Origin of the sequence: Ruegeria sp. HKCCA5839 (assembly GCF_013035585.1) — a bacterium.
In the GTDB taxonomy this organism is placed as follows: domain Bacteria; phylum Pseudomonadota; class Alphaproteobacteria; order Rhodobacterales; family Rhodobacteraceae; genus Ruegeria.
Genome location: NZ_WQIE01000004.1, coordinates 95,526 through 113,507 on the forward strand (window position 1 = coordinate 95,526; position 17,982 = coordinate 113,507).

Annotated in this window: 18 protein-coding genes; 8 read left to right on the forward strand and 10 right to left on the reverse strand. The window is 57.7% G+C overall.

Going from position 1 to position 17,982, the window contains the following annotated elements; translation table 11 throughout:
- Positions 1-11 precede the first annotated feature (11 nt).
- From GOV38_RS12925 to GOV38_RS12955, 7 genes are all read right to left on the reverse strand, one after another.
- Positions 12-971, reverse strand: coding sequence for an AraC family transcriptional regulator (locus tag GOV38_RS12925; protein WP_171208198.1), 960 nt, complete (start codon positions 969-971; stop codon positions 12-14).
- 122 nt (positions 972-1,093) lie between these two features.
- Complete coding sequence (locus GOV38_RS12930; protein WP_171208199.1) at positions 1,094-1,729, reverse strand: class II aldolase/adducin family protein; 636 nt, start codon at positions 1,727-1,729, stop codon at positions 1,094-1,096.
- A 161-nt stretch (positions 1,730-1,890) separates the two neighbouring features.
- Positions 1,891-2,424, reverse strand: coding sequence for a TetR/AcrR family transcriptional regulator (locus GOV38_RS12935; protein WP_371808501.1), 534 nt, complete (start codon positions 2,422-2,424; stop codon positions 1,891-1,893).
- A 22-nt stretch (positions 2,425-2,446) separates the two neighbouring features.
- On the reverse strand, positions 2,447-3,523 hold the full coding sequence (locus tag GOV38_RS12940; protein WP_171208200.1) for an NAD(P)/FAD-dependent oxidoreductase: 1,077 nt from the start codon (positions 3,521-3,523) through the stop codon (positions 2,447-2,449).
- 3 nt (positions 3,524-3,526) lie between these two features.
- Positions 3,527-4,210: an SDR family NAD(P)-dependent oxidoreductase gene (locus GOV38_RS12945; RefSeq protein ID WP_171208201.1), complete on the reverse strand. Its 684-nt coding sequence runs from the start codon at positions 4,208-4,210 to the stop codon at positions 3,527-3,529.
- A gap of 3 nt (positions 4,211-4,213) precedes the next feature.
- Positions 4,214-4,882 carry a cupin domain-containing protein gene (locus GOV38_RS12950; protein WP_171208202.1) on the reverse strand — a complete coding sequence of 223 codons (669 nt, stop codon included), beginning with the start codon at positions 4,880-4,882 and terminating at the stop codon, positions 4,214-4,216.
- A 157-nt stretch (positions 4,883-5,039) separates the two neighbouring features.
- Entirely contained in the window at positions 5,040-6,662 is a 1,623-nt protein-coding gene (locus GOV38_RS12955; RefSeq protein ID WP_171208203.1) for a thiamine pyrophosphate-binding protein, read from the reverse strand.
- A 320-nt stretch (positions 6,663-6,982) separates the two neighbouring features.
- Here GOV38_RS12955 and GOV38_RS12960 point away from each other — a divergent pair, with 320 nt between their 5' ends.
- The 8 genes from GOV38_RS12960 to GOV38_RS12995 all read left to right on the forward strand — a co-directional run bounded on the left by GOV38_RS12960 (position 6,983) and on the right by GOV38_RS12995 (position 15,728).
- On the forward strand, positions 6,983-8,149 hold the full coding sequence (locus GOV38_RS12960) for an aromatic ring-hydroxylating dioxygenase subunit alpha (protein WP_171208204.1): 1,167 nt from the start codon (positions 6,983-6,985) through the stop codon (positions 8,147-8,149).
- A gap of 2 nt (positions 8,150-8,151) precedes the next feature.
- Positions 8,152-8,391 carry a hypothetical protein gene (locus GOV38_RS12965; protein ID WP_171208205.1) on the forward strand — a complete coding sequence of 80 codons (240 nt, stop codon included), beginning with the start codon at positions 8,152-8,154 and terminating at the stop codon, positions 8,389-8,391.
- Positions 8,392-8,472: 81 nt separating this feature from the next.
- Positions 8,473-9,561: an alcohol dehydrogenase family protein gene (locus GOV38_RS12970; protein WP_254430469.1), complete on the forward strand. Its 1,089-nt coding sequence runs from the start codon at positions 8,473-8,475 to the stop codon at positions 9,559-9,561.
- A complete protein-coding gene (locus tag GOV38_RS12975) occupies positions 9,558-10,676 on the forward strand; it encodes a mandelate racemase/muconate lactonizing enzyme family protein (protein WP_171208206.1) in 1,119 nt (372 codons plus the stop codon). The genes GOV38_RS12970 and GOV38_RS12975 overlap by 4 nt, the downstream gene beginning before the upstream one ends.
- A gap of 93 nt (positions 10,677-10,769) precedes the next feature.
- Positions 10,770-11,675 carry a LysR substrate-binding domain-containing protein gene (locus tag GOV38_RS12980; protein ID WP_171208207.1) on the forward strand — a complete coding sequence of 302 codons (906 nt, stop codon included), beginning with the start codon at positions 10,770-10,772 and terminating at the stop codon, positions 11,673-11,675.
- A 113-nt stretch (positions 11,676-11,788) separates the two neighbouring features.
- Entirely contained in the window at positions 11,789-14,125 is a 2,337-nt protein-coding gene (locus GOV38_RS12985) for a fatty acid cis/trans isomerase (RefSeq protein ID WP_254430470.1), read from the forward strand.
- A 66-nt stretch (positions 14,126-14,191) separates the two neighbouring features.
- Positions 14,192-14,857 (forward strand): hemolysin III family protein, encoded by a 666-nt coding sequence (locus GOV38_RS12990; protein WP_171208208.1) that lies wholly within the window; start codon positions 14,192-14,194, stop codon positions 14,855-14,857.
- 91 nt (positions 14,858-14,948) lie between these two features.
- Positions 14,949-15,728, forward strand: coding sequence for a 3-keto-5-aminohexanoate cleavage protein (locus GOV38_RS12995; protein WP_217352089.1), 780 nt, complete (start codon positions 14,949-14,951; stop codon positions 15,726-15,728).
- Between the two features lie 8 nt (positions 15,729-15,736).
- Here the strand turns inward: GOV38_RS12995 and GOV38_RS22600 are convergent, their stop codons facing one another.
- Genes GOV38_RS22600 through GOV38_RS13010 form a run of 3 tightly spaced genes read right to left on the reverse strand, consistent with a single transcriptional unit; the run spans position 15,737 to position 17,981 of the window.
- On the reverse strand, positions 15,737-17,143 hold the full coding sequence (locus GOV38_RS22600; protein WP_171208209.1) for a DUF4384 domain-containing protein: 1,407 nt from the start codon (positions 17,141-17,143) through the stop codon (positions 15,737-15,739).
- A complete protein-coding gene (locus GOV38_RS13005) occupies positions 17,140-17,550 on the reverse strand; it encodes a biopolymer transporter ExbD (protein WP_171208210.1) in 411 nt (136 codons plus the stop codon). The genes GOV38_RS22600 and GOV38_RS13005 overlap by 4 nt, the downstream gene beginning before the upstream one ends.
- Positions 17,547-17,981 carry a biopolymer transporter ExbD gene (locus GOV38_RS13010; protein ID WP_171208211.1) on the reverse strand — a complete coding sequence of 145 codons (435 nt, stop codon included), beginning with the start codon at positions 17,979-17,981 and terminating at the stop codon, positions 17,547-17,549. The genes GOV38_RS13005 and GOV38_RS13010 overlap by 4 nt, the downstream gene beginning before the upstream one ends.
- Position 17,982: the final 1 nt, after the last annotated feature.

Here is a 17,982-nt window from a genome sequence, read left to right on the forward strand (position 1 = left end):
GCGCAGAACGTTCAAACTATTGCACGGTTTGCGTTTTCGAGGCGTTTGAACCCTGCAGGGGTAAAACCGGTTTCTTTCTTGAATACGCGCGCGAAGGCGGAATCTGATGCGTATCCTACGGACTCGGCTACGTCGGCGACAGTATTCAGAGGATCCAACAGCGCCTGTTTGGCAAGCTCCATACGCCAGCTTGTCACATAGTCCATGGGTGTCATGGCCATTTTCTTTTGGAAGGCCACTGCAAAGCTGGTGCGCGACATCCCCGCCGAACTTGCCAGCGTTTCAACAGTCCATGCGCGATGTGGATTCTGATGAAATGCGTCCAAGGCCTGAGCAAGGTTCTTGTCCGAAAACCCGGCCAATTTCCAATCCTCAGCCAGGTCGCTTTCAAGAAAACTGCGAATGGCTTGGGCCAGGATCGCCTCTGACATCTTCAATGCAATCAGATCGCCACCCATCCGGTGCGCTCCGGCCTCGTCGCCTATTACCCGCAACGTCGCATCCATCCATTTGCCAGCAGACTCGCCATAGTTTTTGATATGCACCAGCGGCGGCAAACGCTCGAACAGAATGTGGCGCGACTGCGCGTTGAACGAGAAATGCCCGCAGATCAATTGCGTTTCGCTCAGCGGTTGATCGTTCCCGCCATATACCAGCACCCCCGATCCGTCATAGCCGGAGTCTTCTAATACTGTCTCAAGCGGCAGAATGGTTTCCTCGGGCTTGTGACCGCAATACAGCTCATGCGGCGCGCCATGGGGGATGATGATCAGGTCGCCCTGTTCGACAGATGCCGGTTCTTCCAGCCCAACGACCGCGACCAGACATGCACCCCGATGTGCATAGTGAAATCGCGCCACGTTTTGATGCTGGGGCACGGCCACGCCCCAGGGTTTGCTGAAGGACGTTCGGAAATACAAGGTGCCACGCATGGACAGCCGCGTGAGGATATCGCTGAGTAGGTCAAGCATGTTGGGTTTCGCGACCCTTCAATTCGTTTGTTCAGAATACTGAACGATCCGCGCGAAAAAGCCAGGTTTTTCGCGATGAACATTCTAAGATGTGATGTGTTCGCTGTGTGAAGAATACGGTGTCAGCTACTGTGGTTTTGACCGTATCCACTGATTTTCTCAAGAACCTCTTCGATCTGCGCATTGCTCAGCAGGGGCGGCTCGCCCAAAACAAGGCAGCCGTGATATTGGCGCGCAAGGGCCTCTAACTCTCCGGCCAACCAAAAGGCTTGTTCGATCGACTGACCCACAGTGATCATGCCGTGATGTGCCAGCAGGCATCCTTTACGCCCTTCAAGCGCCGCTACCGCGACCTTCGACAGGGCAGCGGTGCCATAGATCTCATACGGAGCGCATCGAATGGTCGCGCCGCCAAACGCTGCAATCATATAGTGAATGGGTGGGATTTCCTTGCCCATAATTGCCAAAGTGGTGCAATAGGTCGGATGCGCGTGAACAACGGCGTTTACGTCCGGACGCTGCAGCAGAATGTCGAGGTGGAAATGCCATTCACTTGACGGGGCAAATTTGCCTGTGGCTATGCCGTTCTGATCAACAAAGGCGATGTCTTCGGGTTGCAAACTGTCATAGGGGCGACTGGTCGGAGAGATCAGCATCCCATCCTGGTGTCTGATACTGATATTACCGCTTGTTCCCTGATTAAGCCCGCTGCTGTTCAGTGCCCTGCAATGCGCGATGATGGCTTTTCGTTTTGACATTTCTGTATCCGACAAACCGCATTCCTTTTCGGGGTCCAAGCATGCGTAACTCTGTCACGATTCAGATTATCCGTCGATGCGTCAATCCTCATGGGCGGGGCAAAGGCTTCCGGCAGACAGCTTGTTGTCAGACCGCAGCCACGCCTTTGCGAGCAGCAGCTTTACCGCAAACGGGACGTCAATATCCACAATGCACGATCGAAAGCGTCAACGCTGTTTTCAGCGCGCGCCGACAAATGCGCCCCTTCCAGCAGGGCAAGGGCGGCGCGGGCCTCGGCCATGGGATCTGACACGTCGCGGATCGAATTATCTTGTTGGCATTGCCGGAAGACTTCAGCAAATCGGGCGACCATCATTGCGCGGAAAGCTTTGATTTTTTCGATCACGCCAATGGACAGGCTTTCGCGGCTGCTGATCAGCGACACACACAGGCATAAGGTCGTGCCATCATTCAGCGCGTCTCGATAAAGCTGGATCATGGCCTGCAACCGGTCGCGCCCAGTTTTGTGCTGAGTTTCGATCCGGTGGCACTCTTGGTCGAGCGCATTGTGGTAGCGTTCGACCAAGGCCGCTGACAGATCCGCCTTGGTCGGGAAATGATAGTGGATCGAAGCTTTGCGAATCCCAACGACTTGCGCCAGATCCGCATAGCTGAATCCATCAAACCCTCGCGACCGCACAGCAAGCTCGGCCACATCCAGCAGCGCCGTTTTGGTATCAGTGCTCTTGTGGGGCAGGGGTTTTCCTTTCGATCCGGGCCATGGCGTTTTCTGCGGCTTCGAGGGCGCCTTCCACGTAGCCTCCGAATTGCGTGGCAACTTCGGTGCCAGCAAAGATCAGAGCGTTATCCCAAAGGCCCGACATGGCTTGTGGCAACCCATAGGCCGGATGCGCAGTCAATGGTCGCTGGTCAGATTCGATCGCCGTATACCGGTCAAACGCCCAGTCTTTGACAAATAGCGCAATAGGGTCCGCGGCTTTGGGCCCAAACAGTCGGATCAACTGATCTTGCAGAGCCTGGTGCAGACTTGACGCGTCTTGCCGGGCTTGCGGCGGGACGCCGATGAAGCCAAACAAAGCGTAGGGTCCACCTTCTGCAGGTGAGGCATCGTGAATTTCCACCATCGGTCCGCAGCGGCTCATGGCGTCGCCCGAAAGCCCCGCCTCTCGCCAGAACGGAGTCTCGTAGACCGCAAAAGCCTTGGCCTGACCCGCCATCCAGGTGGCAATGCCCGTCATCGCGGTCCGGGTGGCTTGCGGCAGCACAGGCGAAAACGTGATCCGGCTTGCGACCCGTGGTGGCAAGGCCAACACGACTTGCTTTGCCTTGATCTCTTGTCCTGCATTACCGGTAGCGACGATCGCGTTCGGTGTACGCGTCAGGCCGACAATGGGTGTCGACAGCATAAGCCGATCCGGCTTGAGCTGTGCCGCCAATCCGTTTGTCACGGCAGCCAACCCACCTTCGACCCGATACGAGCCCTCCATCGAGGCAAAGCCTCTGCCACGCTCCACGCGGCCCTGCTCATCCTCAAAGCTGAGCGCTCCGATGCTGTATTGATCGAAACGCTCCAACCCCAACCGGCTGATCAGCGCCGCGATCCGGGGCTGTCCGGGCCAGAACCATGAGGGGCCCAGATCAAAATAACCGGCCCCTGACCGCTCGGTCAGTATGCGACCCCCAATCCTGTCGCGGGCCTCGACCAATAGATAGTCCTGACCCGTTTCGGCCAGTTGCGTCGCGAGTGACAGGCCTGAAAGCCCTGCGCCGATGATCAGCGTTTCGGTCTGCATTGCTCAGAAACCCTCTGTAGCCGGGCGCAGATCCAACTCATGGGTCCAGGTTGACGCGGGCTGTTGCGCCAATTGCCAATAGGCTTCGGCGATCTCATCGGGTTTCATCATCTTTGACGGATCCGGGCTGTGCAGTTCGCGGGATCTCGGCGTATCGATGATACCGTCCAGAATGACATGCGCCACATGTATCCCGGAAGGCTGGTATTCCCGCGCCAGCGATTGGGTCAGACCGCGCAAGGCAAATTTCGCCGAGGCAAAAGCCGAAAACCTCGCGCCACCGCGCAGTGATGCCGTTGCGCCCGAGACGATAAAGGTGCCTCCACCACCCCGCACCATCGGCTGCAGCACCGATTGCCCGAGGACCACAAGGGATTGAACCATCGAAGCCCAAGTGCGCTGATAGTCTTCCAGTGTTGTCCCGGCGAAGGGGGCAATAACCAGTTCAGCGGTGTTGTGCACAACGATCTTGGGTGGGCCATGGGTGGCGATCAGTTTAGCTATTATCGGCGACACGCTGTCGGGATCTGACAGATCAACCTGATGGAACGTGCCAACGGTGTCTTCGGGTCTCGTGCGGCCCAGCCCGACCGGCTCCATACCGGCAGACTGAAAGCGGGTCAGAAGAGATTGGCCAAGGCCAGCGCCGGCACCGGCCACCAAAGCAAGGGGTTTAGGGTCAGTCATCTGTCACACCACAGGGGCTTGAGCATAGGGCAAATGCCCGGTTTTCATCCAGATCTTTGCACCGTCCGCACCCGCTGTTGCTGCCAGCGCTTCCCCTTCGGGCAGGCGTAACCAGCTATTTTTGCGCAGAACATCAGCACCGGCTGTGATCTCGCCGTCAATCACCAGCAACTCGACTCCGCCCTTCGCATCCGACGACAATTGCGCACCCGGATCAATGTGGCTGTAGGTGACGATCTCGCGGGCGTCTTCGTGTAAAGCAGCGGTGGCAACTCCGTTTACGGGCGCAGCAAGCTCGGCCGCCATGTCTTTTCGAAACTGCGTTCGGTCGTCCATGTTGAACTGCCACAGCTTGACGAAGATTGTGCAGCCCGGTTCGGACCCCGGTGTATGTGCCGAGGTCGGCGGGTTCCGGACATAGGTGCCTGCCGGGAAATCCCCGTGTTCGTCCTGAAACACTCCGTCCAGTACAATGAACTCTTCGCCCCCGGTGTGGGTATGCGCGGAAAACTTGCTGCCCGGCGCATAGCGCACGATTGTTGTTGCGCGGGCAACTTCACCACCGATCCGATCCAGCATTCGGCGGTCGACTCCCTTCATCGGCGAAGCTTGCCAATCAAGCTGATCAGAATGAACCACCACGCGGGACGTAAAATCGGAGTTCAGTTCCATGAGGGAATTCCTTTCTGGTGGTGAGATCACACGGTATGAAGGGTTCACACATTTACCTACCAATAGGTAGATAGATTCGCAATGGTCCTTTTGACTGCGCGTCACCCCAACTGATATGGGGTGAACAGATTGCACTTGGGCAGCCAGTTAGGCAGGCTCAGATCCGCATGCGCGGCACATCATGGGGATCCAGGTGAAGCTCGATCAGGAACGGGCCTTTGCGGGTTTTGACCTCGTCAAGTGCAGCCTCCAGATCGTCTTTGGTGCGCACCTCGGCCCCGTCTGCGCCCAGTGACTTTGCGACCTCGGCAAACGAGGGCCAGTTGAATTCAGTCAGGCTTGGGTCCATCTGGCGGTCGATAAACTGGATATGTTCAGCGCCATAGGCCGAGTCATTGGCGATGATGACAATCAGATCCAGCCCCAACCGCACGGCTGTGTTGAATTCGTTGATGCCGCCCATCATGAACCCACCATCGCCGCAGAACAAAACCGTGGGGCGGTCTGGTTCGGCAATGGCCGCGCCGATGGCCTCTTGCAAGCCCAGGCCAATCGATCCGAAATTGGCGGTCGGCACAAAGCTGTGAGGGTCGGGCACGGATAGGCGACACCAGACCTCGGTCATGAAACGACCCCCATCGGTAACCATCACGCGATTCTGGGGCAGCTCAGCCTCAAGCCGGTTCAGCGCGTGGATATAGTTGATGCAACCGCCCGCAGTTTTGTCCGCAGGGTCGGGATGGGCGGTAAGCGTTGGTACATCCAATTCGCGGGTAAAGCCGCTGGCTGGGATTTCCGCCTCGTTCAGCCAATACAGGATCGTCTCTGCCGCCAGTCCGGCATCTGCGATCAACGCAGCATCCGGGTGCAACCCACCACCAATGGCCGAGGCCTGAACATCGATCTGAACCACCCGCTTGTTCTTCATCAGCTTGCCACGATCGGTTGTGAAATCATGCAGTTGCGCGCCAAAACAGACGATACAATCGGATTGAGCAATCAACTCATAGGCCGCAGGGGTCGAGAGCGTGCCGAAGATGTCGATATTATAGGGATGGTCGTTGAACAGGCCCTTGGCCTTGAGCGTGGTGGCAAGCGGCGCTTCCAGCCGGTCGGCCAGCTTGATGATCTGATCCTTGGCTGCAACGGCCCCGGCTCCGGCCAGGATCAACGGTCGCCGTGCCGAGGCGATCATGCCTATCGCGTCATCCAGAATATCGCTCTCCGCGACGCCGGTGGGTGCGTTGTAAACGTTCAGAACATGGGCGCTGTGCGTAACCTCTTGCCACATGAAATCAGCAGGCATGTTCAGAACAATCGGGCGCTGTTCGATCTGCGCGCGATAGAACACACGAGCCACATCCGCGCCAATGGTTTCGGGCGAGCGCAATTGTTCGAATCCGGCACCGGTGACTTTGACAACCTCGCGCTGATCGATGCCCTGCACATGGCGCGGGTTGCTGACCGGTGTGTCACCAGCCAGAACAACCATCGGAACATTGCCGCGCGCGGCCTCGGTCAGGGCAGTTGTGCAATTGGTCAGCGCCGGGCCATGCGTTACTGTTGCCACCCCAACCTTGCCTGACACATAGGAATAGGCCAACGCCATCAGGACCGAGCTCGCCTCATGCGCCGCACCGACAAACCGCCCGCCGCAGTCGCGCACAAAGCTGTCGACCATGAACAGATTCGCGTCACCCATCAGGCCGAACATGGTATCGACCCCATGTTCATGAGTGGCGCGGGCGATGGATTGGTAGGCATAACAAGTTTTTGACATCTGAGCTCTCATTCGTGGTCGGTGGCTTCAATCTGTATCAGCACCAACGGGCGCACAGTCCGCGAAATCGGCCTGAAACGGAGAATTTTCGCGGCCTTTTTCCCTTTTTCAGACGTATTGCGCGTGAATCTCGCGCCTTTTGACCAAGGTGGCTCTTCCACCAGCATCGACGGACGCTGAGAACACCGCATCTAAGCCTTTGTAGATTTCAATTTAGCCAAGCTCACTCATCGGTTAGGATTTTTGATATTGAAGATCGATCAATAGCATTGCCAATGGGTCCTGATACCAAGCCCATTCTGGACAATCAGGAGTAATCGATGAACACACGCGTCTCGCTTTCATCTGTTCTGACCGAGGTTAACAAGGCCAAAGGTCTGCCCAACGCCCATTACATCGACCCGAATGTCTTTGTGGAAGAACGTGATGCCGTCTTGTTTGCCAATTGGTCTGGCATTGGGTTTGGCAAGGATATCCCCGAAGCGGGCGATGCTTATCCGATCGAGTTTCTGGGGATGCCTTTGCTGATGGTGCGAGATCGCGAAGGCCAGATAGGCGTGTTTCAGAACACCTGTCGCCATCGTGGAATGATCTTAGTGGACAAGCCTGCCAAGATCCGCGGCGCGATCCGCTGCCCCTATCACAGCTGGTGCTATGGGCTGGACGGCACGCTGAAAGCAGCACCGCATGTTGGTGGCCCCGGTCAGAATACACATGAGGATATGGACTATGCCGATCTGGGGTTGATCCGCATCCGATCCTATGTTTGGCGCGATGTGATCTTTGTGAATATCGACGGCACCGCTCCTGACTTCGAAGAGGTGCACGGCGAATTGATGGAGCGCTGGCAGGATTTCGATCAACCGATGTATCACGGGGGAGACGGCGCTTCGGTCCATCTGGAACTGGCCTCAAACTGGAAGCTGGCGGTCGAGAATTTCTGCGAAAGCTATCACCTGCCCTGGGTGCATCCCGGGCTGAACAGCTATTCCCGTCTTGAGGACCATTACAACATCAACGAACTGGGTAAGTATTCCGGCCAGGGCACCTATGTGTACCGCCAATTCGAAGGGGAGGCGGGCGAAAAGCTGGATGATTTCGCTGGGTTAAGCGAGAAATGGACCGAAGGGGCCGAATATATCGTTGTCTATCCCAACACCTTGTTGGGCGTACAGCGCGACCACGGGTTTGCCTTTATCATCGACCCGATCAGCCATGAGCGCTCGAACGAACGGATCGAGCTCTACTATGCTCAACCCCCCGAGGATACACCCGAGCACGAAGCTTTGCGCGCCCAGAATGCGGCTCTTTGGAAAACGGTTTTCGAAGAGGATGTGTTTGTCGTCGAAGGCATGCAAAAGGGCCGGCATGGCATTAAGTTCGACGGTGGCCGCTTTTCACCTGTGATGGACGGACCGACGCATTGTTTTCATCACTGGGTTGCTTCGCAGATCGAAAAGGCGCGCTCGGCGCCGCACGCGGACTGACAGTGGACCTGAACAAACTGGATCAGCAGCTGTTGCAGGCCCACGCCAAGCAGGACGTGCGGGCGCTGATTCAGTTGTATCAACAAGCGGCTGAGGTTGCAGAGGTGCGACAGGACTACGATGCCGCCTGTTTTTATCTTACACACGCTTTTGTCTACGCGCTGGAACATGGCGCACCTGAAGCAGAGGAGTTGAACCGTAAACTGTACGAGCGGGGACGTGCCGAGCGTTTGGGCATTTGACGCAAAGGGGCGTTTGAGCCGATGGTTTAGGGTATGATGGTATAGGACGAGTTGGGATTGTTAACCGAAGGGGGCGGTATCATGATCAGAACGATGGCAGGGGTCGTGCTGACGGGTCATGGCGGATTGGACAAGCTTGAATACCGCACCGATATACCGGTACCTTCACCGGGTCCGGGCGAAGTTCTGATCCGCGTTGCGGCGGCAGGCATCAACAACACCGATATCAACACCCGGATCGGCTGGTATTCCAAAGCGGTGACCGAAGACACTGAAACCGGTGGCGCTCAGGGGTTCGAGAGTGTTGATAACAGCGACGCCAGCTGGTCAGGCACTCCGCTGAGCTTTCCGCGCATTCAGGGCGCAGATGCCTGCGGATATATCAAGGCCGTCGGGGATGGCGTTGACCCGTCGCGGATCGGGCAACGAGTGCTGGTGCAATCGATCCAACCCTTGCGCGAACACCCGCCCTTCAGCTGCATCACTTTTGGTTCGGAATGCGATGGTGCCTTTGCGCAATTCACCTTGGCCAAATCCGAATTTGCCCATCCCGTTCATTGCGGTTGGACCAATGCCGAACTCGCCTCGATGCCTTGCGCCTATTCGACGGCGGAAAATATGCTGCACCGAGCCTCGGTCGGGGCCGAGCGCGTGCTGATCACCGGCGCGTCAGGCGGCGTGGGTTCAGCGGCTGTGCAATTGTGCAAACGTCGGGGCGCATATGTCATAGCCGTGTCTTCAAGATCGAAAGCTGATGAAGTTCTGGATCTGGGTGCCGACGAGGTTATTGACCGCAATGCCGGTTTAGTAACCAGTTTGGGGAAAATGTCGGTAGATGTGGTGATCGATCTGGTAGCGGGGCCGCAATGGCCCAGCATGCTTGAGGTATTGCGCCGAGGAGGCCGTTACGCAACCGCAGGGGCCATCGCAGGGCCAATGGCAGAGCTGGATGTGCGCACGCTCTACCTCAAAGACCTCTCACTTTTCGGCTCGACCTACCAAGCTGAAGAGGTGTTTCCGAACCTTGTCTCATATATCGAACGGGGTGAGATCCGTCCGGCCTTGTCGGCTACCTATCCGTTGAAAGAGATTGCCCGCGCTCAACAGGATTTTCTGGCAAAACGGCATATCGGCAAGCTTGTTCTGCTTCCGCCCGAGGTGCCTGAGTGAAAATCAAGCGCATCGAACTGTATCAGGTTGAACTGCCCTATTCGGGTGGTGTTTATCAGCTGTCCGGTGGCCGCACATATTGCAGTTTTGACGCCGGGATCGTGCGGATCGAAACAGAGTGCGGGATCGAAGGCTGGGGTGAAAGCACGCCCTTTGGGGCGAGCTATATCGCCGCTCATGCGCGTGGAGTACGTGCTGGCATCGCCGAGATCGCACCACATTTGATCGGTCGCGATCCGCGCCATGTGGATCGGATCAATGATGCAATGGATACAGCGCTTGTGGGCCACAACCACGCCAAAACCGCGCTGGACGTGGCGTGCTGGGACATCTTTGGCAAAGCCGTGAACATGCCCGTCTGTGCTTTGCTGGGCGGGTCGACGGGGAATCGCATGCCCATCATCTCGTCGATCTATGCGGGCACGCCCGAAGACATGCGCCACCGCGTCGCCGAACATCGCAGCATGGGGTATCAAGGGCATTCGATCAAAATCGGTGCGCTGGACAGCGAAGGTGGTCCGGCGCTGGATGCGGAACGGATCACTGCCGCCCTGGCGGACCGCCTGCCGGGTGAGTATTTCATCGTTGATGCAAACGGTGGCCTGTTGCCGGAAACCGCGCTTCGGATGTTGGGATTGCTGCCCCAAGGGCTCGATTTCGTGTTGGAAGCGCCCTGTGCCACTTGGCGCGAGACGCTGTCTTTGCGGCAAAGATGCAATGTCCCGATCATCATCGATGAGTTGGCGCAGCAGGATCAGGACATCATTCAGATCATTGCGCAGGATGTGGCTGACGGGATTGGCCTGAAAATCTCAAAAGCGGGCGGCCTGACCCATGGGCGGCGTCATCGCGATATCTGTTGCGCCGCCGGTCTGACACTCAGCGTGCAGGACACGGTGGGGTCAACCATTGCCTTTGCTGCCATTGCTCATCTGGGGTCCACCGTACCGCGGCGTTTCCTGCGCTGCATTCTGGATTGTCGCGACATGGTAACTCTGTCGACCGCGAGGTTTGATGCTCCAGTCCAGGATGGCGGCGTGATGGTGCCGGATGCTCCGGGGTTGGGCATCGAAGTCGACAAATCCGTAGTGGGCGATCCGGTTGCCGTTTGGTGAGCGCATGGGGCGGTGAAACAAGTGGATTTCTGACAGATTTGTTGCCAAGCTGGGGTGAATGTCGCTCAAGCCAACTGGATATGCTCGCAGCCAATGTCTCGACGTCACTACAACTTGCCACCGCTTGCATCGCTCTCGGCGTTCGAGGCCGCCGCACGCCATCTGAGCTTCAAGGACGCAGCCGTCGAGCTGTCTGTCACCCCGGGGGCCGTTAGCCACCAGATCAAGGCCCTGGAAACCGAGCTGTCGGCAGCGTTGTTCATCCGCCGTCACCGCGGCGTTGCTCTGACCGACGGGGGCACCGCACTGTGCGAGGCGCTCAGCACCTCTTTTCAGACAGTGTCCAAAGTGCTTGAACAAATTCGCAGCGGGGACTCGGAAAACCATGTCACCGTGGGCGCAACCACTGCGGTGGCGGCCCTTTGGTTGTCCCCCTCGGTGATCCGCTTCTGGCAGGATTACCCGCATGTGAAGGTGAACCAGCTGGCACAGGATACGGCCTTTAACGATCGATCTGATGTGGATTTTTTCATACGGTATGGCCACGCGCCCGGATCATCTCTGCCGCATACGCAACTCTATCGGGATGTGCTGACCCCTGTCTGCAGCCCCACACTGGCCACTCAGCTGAAAGGGGCCACGCTTGCTGACATTGCGCAGCAGCCTCTGATCCATCTCGACACTCATGACAGCAGCTGGACCACATGGCCCGCCTGGTTTCAGGCACTTGGATATACCGGGCAGGTTCCCGTGCAATCGCGGGTGAACAGCTATGCGCTGGCCTTGCAACTGGCGCGCAAAGGGGCGGGTCTGGCCTTGGGTTGGAGACGCCTGGTGCACCCGATGCTGAACAGCGGAAAGCTCGTGGCTTTGGATGAGCACGCGATCCCGGCGCCAAACAACTTCTATCTGGTCGGGCGCGCGGATGAGCATTTGTCCGAAGGCGCCCAAAGCTTGAAATCCTGGCTTTTGGCCGAAATTCAGGACGGCTCGGTTTAGTCTTGCTCATTCAGGGACTCATTCCGGCAAACTTAATCCGGTCCCGGCTTGTATCCGATCTCGGATCGGGGTGTCATGGGTCTTGCAGACATCTGCCGAACAGGGGGCCGGACATGCCGCATGATCGACAACACACGGGTCAGAAATGGAACGCAGGGGTGCTTTGGCTGGTCTTTGCGCTTTGCTTTCCAATCATGGCGCATAGCCAAGATACGCTGTCTGAACCTGCTTGGAAGGATGTGAAAGAGGTTCTGGATAAGCGCTGTGTTGTCTGCCACAGCTGCTATGACGCACCCTGTCAGCTTAAACTGACATCCCCACAAGGTATTCTGCGCGGCGCGAGCCAGCAGCCTGTCTATCACACCGAACGTCTGAGCGATGCGCAGCCCACGCGGCTGGGGATTGATGCTACAACCGTGGCAGGTTGGCGGGATCTTGGATTCTTTTCTGTCACCCGTGATCCGCAGCAGGCAGAAGCCTCGGCCAATCTGATCGAACGCTATCTTGAGTTGGGGAGGCAGACTCCCTTGTCCACGAATGCGCCTGTCCCGCAGGCATTGGAGCTTGCGGTTGATCGAACTCTGGTTTGCCCCACGCCCGATCAGTTCGACGCGTTTGCCAAAAACAACCCATTGGCCGGAATGCCCTATGCAGCCGCAGCTTTGGGCGATGACGAATATGCAACCTTGGCGGCCTGGGCGCGCGCAGGAGCGGTTGTACCTACAGTACAAACCGAGGTGCCGGAAGACATCCAACGTCAGCTTGCCGAATGGGAGGCCTTTTTGAACGCCTCAGATATGCGGACCCAGTTGATGAGCCGCTATCTCTACGAACACCTGTTCCTGGCCCATCTGTACTTTGTCGGGGATGACCCCAGACGGTTCTTCCAATTGGTCCGATCCAGAACTCCGTACGGCCAAGAGATCGATGTCATCGCAACCCGCCGCCCGTTCGACAGCCCCGGAGACGGACCGTTCTACTACAGGCTGCGGGTGATCGACGAAACCATTGTCCACAAAGAGCATCTGGTTTACTCGCTGGGCGCCGACCGCATGGCGCGGTATCAAGAGCTGTTTTTGGACAGCGATTGGACGCTGGCTGGGTTGCCGCCTTACGGAGATGCCGAGGGTGGTGATCCGTTCACTACCTTCGCCAGCCTGCCCCCACGATCGCGCTATCAGTTTCTATTGGACGACGCCCTGTTTTTTGTGCGCAGCTTTATCCGCGGCCCGGTCTGTCATGGGGCCACAGCGGTTGACGTTATTGAGGATCGGTTCTGGGTCAGTTTCCTGGACCCGGACGCGGATTTGTCGGTCACCGACCCAAGTTTCCTACAAGACGGCGCCGCCTTCCTGGAATTGCCGGTGGCGCAGGTCGATCGGGGAAAGCTGGGCGATTTGCATGGTCTGTCCCATAAAAATCAGGTCCGCTATCTTGAATTCCGCGACGCCCGATACCGTGCCAGCCCGGCGCATCAACAAGGGTTTGGCTATGACGCGATCTGGGACGGTGAGGGCACGAACACAAACGCCCTACTGACGGTGTTTCGCAATTTCGACAACGCGTCGGCCATGACTGGATTTCACGGTGCGATCCCGGAAACCGCATGGGTGATCGACTACCCCGTGTTCGAGCGGATTTATTACGACCTAGTTGCCGGTTTCGATGTCTTTGGCCGGATTGAACATCAGCTGGCGACACGGCTTTACATGGACGAGTTGCGGATGGAGAGCGAGGATCTATTCCTGACCTTCATGCCACGTGAGAGCCGTCCAGAGATTCATAAGAGCTGGTATAGCGGGCCTCTGGCCCAATTGCATACCTACTGGCATCAGCGGCGGGTGGATGACACGTTTCCCACCGGGATCGCGTATGCCACAAACCAACCGAAACAGGAATTTCTGCTAGCGTTACTTGCGCGAGGCGGTGGTCTTTGGCCTCTGTCTGACCCGATAAATCGGTGCACGGACGAAACCTGCAGGGATCAGGCCCTGCGTACCATCGCTGCTGAACCTGGACATTGGGCCAAGTTCTTTCCAGATCTCTCGGTCTTGATCATTGAGACCCCGGACAAAGAGGATCAGATCTTCACCATTGCCCATGACAAAGCGCATTCCAATATCGCGTTTCTGTTTCACGAGCCGTCCCGGCGCCAGCCTGACGAGGATGTTCTGACGATCCTCCCGGGGCTCTTCGGCAGCTATCCCAATTTCTTCTTTCGGGTGCCACAAGCACAGCTTGATGTGTTTACAGAAGAGGTGAAATCCATCGCAACGCAGGAGGACTATCTGACTTTGGTCAACAATTTTGGTGTGCGCCGGACCAGCCCGAACTTCTGGCCATCAAGCGACCAGTTGCATCAGGCTTTTGCCGCAAGCGACCCATTACAGGCGGGGATTTTTGATCTGAACCGGTACAAGGATCCCAAACCGGATGACACGCCGGAATAGGCGTGGCGCTCACACTCGCGGTTTTGTTAACTTGTTGCGAGGGTTCTGTGCGCTTACCTTTGATCCATGATGTCTTTTGCGCATATCCGACCAGCCTATAGCCGGGCAGAGCGTATCAGTGACGGATGTGTTCATGTACTTGGGGTGTCCTCAGCCGTCATCGCGGTGCCAATCCTCATATGGGTCACAGCCTACAGCCACCCCAAGACCGAAGCCGTTTTGGCCGCATCAATCTATGGCTGCACCCTGGTGCTGATGCTGTCGTTCTCGGCGGTTTACAACATGTTCGACACCCATCGCATGACCGACCTGTTTCGCCGTCTGGACCATTCGGGCATCTATGTAAAAATTGCAGGGACATATACGCCCTTTCTTGTGCTTTCAGGCGCCCCCACCACCGGGCTTTTGGTGGGTTTGTGGTCATCGGCCACGCTTGGATCTGTTTTGAAAATGTTGGACCCGGACAGGTTCCGCTGGTTCGGCCTTGCGCTTTATCTGATCATGGGCTGGGCGGCTGTGCTTGCCGGGCATTCGATGCTGGCTGAGCTATCGCCCTTTGTCCTGACGCTTATGATCGCGGGTGGCCTGGTCTATACGATCGGTGTGGTTTTTTACCTGATGGAATGGCTGCCCTTTCACAACACAATCTGGCATGTGTTTGTGCTGACCGGCAGTGTCTTGTTTTTTGTCGCTGTCACCGACCATCTTTTGCTGATGTCGCAAGGCGTTTGAAGTCGCCCGTTGATTTCAACGCAACAAGCGACAAAGGAAAAGCAGAAGAAAGGCTCTTGCCAGCCCGGCGCAAAGCAACCAGACAGCAGCCATGAATGAGTTCAAAAAGCCGTTTATCATGGTCGCGCCCAATGGTGGTCGCAAGACCAAGGCGGATCATCCTGCTGTCCCGACAACTGTTGCCGAACTGATCGCCTGCGCACAGGAGTGCCATGCCGCTGGGGCGGACGCCCTTCATGCACATGTTCGCGACAGCGCAGGCAATCACCTGCTGGATGCCGGGCAATATCGCGAGGTTTTGCAGGAATGCACCCTGCAGGTATCGGAATTGCAGTTGCAGATCACCACCGAAAGCCTCGACCGATATGATGCTGCGGATCAACGAAAACTGGTCCGAGATGTGATGCCGCAGCGTGTCTCGGTCGCATTGCGGGAACAAATGACCGGTACCGATGATGCCACGGCGCGGCAGTTCTATCACTGGGCGGATGAGTCGCGCATTGAAATCCAACACATTCTCTATTCTCCGAAAGATCGGGAGTGGCTTGAGGAACTGCAAGACCGGCATGTGATACCCGATAAGCCGCAGCGCGTTCTGTTTGTGTTGGGGCGCTATGAGGACGGGTTGCCAAGTCGCCCGGAAAACCTGCAACCGTTTCTGGATGTCGGCATTCGGCCAACGCGCTGGATGGCATGTGCCTTCGGTCAGACTGAAACGGCCTGCCTGGTCAAGGCCCACCAAATGGGTGGCGAGATGCGGATCGGGTTTGAAAACAATCTGCACAATGCAGATGGCAGCCTTGCTAAAGATAACGCCGAACGGGTTCGCGATCTACGGGCTGCGCTCGGCTTGCACGACAGCATAGGTTGACGTCTAGGCTATTCTGCTGCGGTGGTGATGAAGAAATAGACCCATTCACCTTTGAAATCCGGGTTCTCCGAGCGGGCCGCAGAAATGCGGGATTTCAGGAATCTCAGGTAGTCATCAGCGGGTTCGACCAATGGCCGTTCGTCCTGGTAAAGCGGCACCGAAGACGCAAAGGCCACCGCGATCTCCTGGCCGTAAGGTGGGCCGATGGTGATGAATAGCCCCGGTTCGCCGGGCTCATCTGCTCCGATACGAAGCGAGGCTTTGGCCGGTGTCAGCTCCAGCGGTGTTGACGCGTTGGGGCTGAGGTGGATCACCTGCCCATCGGCATCGAAATAATCCACATAGACATAGGCGTCATAATCTGCGCCGGACAGATCCAGAACCAGTTGCTGACCCTGGACATAGCGAAATTCGCGCGCGTGCACATCGTCGCCGATCAGCAGAGGGTTGGTGATCTGGTCCGTGGATTGCGGCAGGCCGACATCTGCAATTCCGCTCAGCGCGCCGCATTGTGGACGGGGCAGCAGCAGGATGTTGTCGGCGACGCGGATATTCTCGCCCATCTGGGCCTGCAACGCCGCAAGCGTCGGAGCGCGCAACCCGTCTTCGGGAATATGGCCGATCACCTCAAGCGTGTTGGTTTCGGGTTGGAACTGCACCTGCAGGCGGGAGCAGGGCACTTGGGCCAGCAGGCCATCGATCCCGTCACGCAAATCCTGCGCAGCCTGTGCGGCATCCTCGGGGCGCATGAAACTTTGGATTGCGGCCAGCGAGACGGGGTCAATCGGGCCGTCTCCGGTTGTTGACATGACATCTGAGGCCACGGCTGTTGTCGTGTCGGGCTCGGATTGTCTGAGCGCAACAGGTTGTGGCGAAACCGCCTGCGCCGTCTCCGTCGCCGGGGTGGCCGAGACAATGGGCTGTGCCTCCAGTTCTGCGGGTCGGGACAATGCCTGGTTGACAACCGTAGCGGTGACAGGGGTCGGGGAAACCTTGGCACTCACAAGCACCTCAGCGGCGCTGGTAACTTCGGTTAGGCCCAGCGTTGGCGCCAGCTGCGCTTCGATCCGGTTGGCGGTATGCGCGAGCGGGGGCTGCGCGTTGGTTTGTGGCGGTGACGCTGCAAGCGATTGCTGTGGCAATGGGGCAGCGGCAGCGCTGGATTGCCTTATGACACCCTGATCCAGACGCGCCCCGCTGGCGGTTTTGGCCCGGGCCGCATCGGATTGCAGTTGGGCTTCTACCGCTTGGCTTTGCTTCACCTGGTGGGCCGACAATTGCATCCGCGTTTCGGGAACGGGCTGGTCCAGCACCGGGTCGGGGTCGATGGTCCAGAGCAAAAGCAGCGCCCCAGCGACATGCAGCGCGACCGAGCCTACAAGCCCGGCCCCCCAAATCAGCGGTCCGCCCGTCACCGGATCGGCCCCGGAGGTGTCACGACCAGAACTACCTCGCGCGCACCCATGGCCTCAAACCGCGCGATCAGGGGCAGGATGTCGCGCAAAATCGCGTCACGATGGGCGTTGATGCGCACACGCGTTTCAGGATTGTCAGAGATCCGCGCCAGCACTGTGCCCTGTGCGTCTTGCTGGCTCAGTTCGACGCCGTCCAAAGCCAACACACCATCAGCACCCACTGACAAGGTGATACCACCGGCAGGCATATCTGCACCGGTAGTGGCCGTTGGCGGGGTCACATCAAACGGTGCAGTAGCGTCCATGCGACCGATCAGCATGAAGAACACTAGCAGAAAGAAAACCACATCGATCAGAGCGATAATGGTCTCTGGCTGCGTGCGGGGGGCAGGGCGTGTGATCCTCATGGGCTGGCCTCAAGCCGCACGACACGCATGTTCACAACGCCTGCCAGTGTCACACTGTCCATCACCGATACCAGCGATTGCAGTGCCGCACCCCCTGTGGGCAGAATGATGACCTGAGTTGACGGGTCATCCTCGAGACGCAATGCCAACAATGTGTCGAGTTCGGACAGGGTCAGTGGTTTGCCCTGATGATAAGGTGCGCCGTCAGCGCCGATGCGGATCAACAAAGCGCTGGCGTTGGTTTCGCCCGACGCCTGCTGTTCTGGGGCCGGGCTGTCTGATTGAGCAAGCGCCGGGATCATGTCTAGATTCAGATAGGTCGAGGTGACCATGAAGAACACCAGCAGGATCAGCAAAACATCGATCATCGGCACCAAAGAGATTAAGGGCCGGGTCGGTTTGCGCCTGTGCAGGGTAAGCTCGGAGGTCATG